Genomic DNA, 481 nt, shown 5'->3' with positions numbered 1-481 from the left:
TGCTCCTTTGACCTTGGAGACATGGACTCTAGACAAGCCCTATTCTTCCAGGTCAGGAGCACCTTTCTATGTCCTCATCCGCCCTTCGGACACCTCAACGATGAAAGCCCGAGGCTAGGGTGCTGGCGGCTGCTTCGATGACGTCGTCGGTGATGGTGTCGAGTTGGTTGATCTTCAGGACGCGACCGATCTGGGGGAAGAGTCGTTCGAGGAGGCGGAAGTTGCCGCGGGTGATGCGTTCGATCGCGGCGATGGCCTGCGCGTCGGTGAAGTCTTCGGGATCGAGGGTGCGGCCGAGGCGTTTCCAGTGACGAGTCAGGACAAACAACAGCTCGTCGCGCGCGAGGGCGCGGTAGCGGTGGGAGAAGCCGAGGCGGCTGTAGAGCTGGGGGTAGTGGCGGAAGCGTTGGTCGATGCCGGGCATGCCGATGAACATGAGGGCGACGTGGTGGCGATCGTGGAGGTCTCGTAGCAGTTCGAG

Annotated in this window: 1 pseudogene; it reads right to left on the bottom strand. The window is 61.7% G+C overall.

Features of this window, described 5'->3' with window-relative positions:
* Positions 1-94 precede the first annotated feature (94 nt).
* Positions 95-481, bottom strand: a pseudogene (locus tag ACT3T5_RS19620) (AAA family ATPase); the annotation flags it as partial.

Source organism: Brachybacterium sp. AOP3-A1-3 (genome assembly GCF_052378285.1).
GTDB lineage: Bacteria > Actinomycetota > Actinomycetes > Actinomycetales > Dermabacteraceae > Brachybacterium.
Note: the sequence above shows the minus strand (reverse complement) of the source record. Positions and strands in the feature narration are given on the sequence as shown.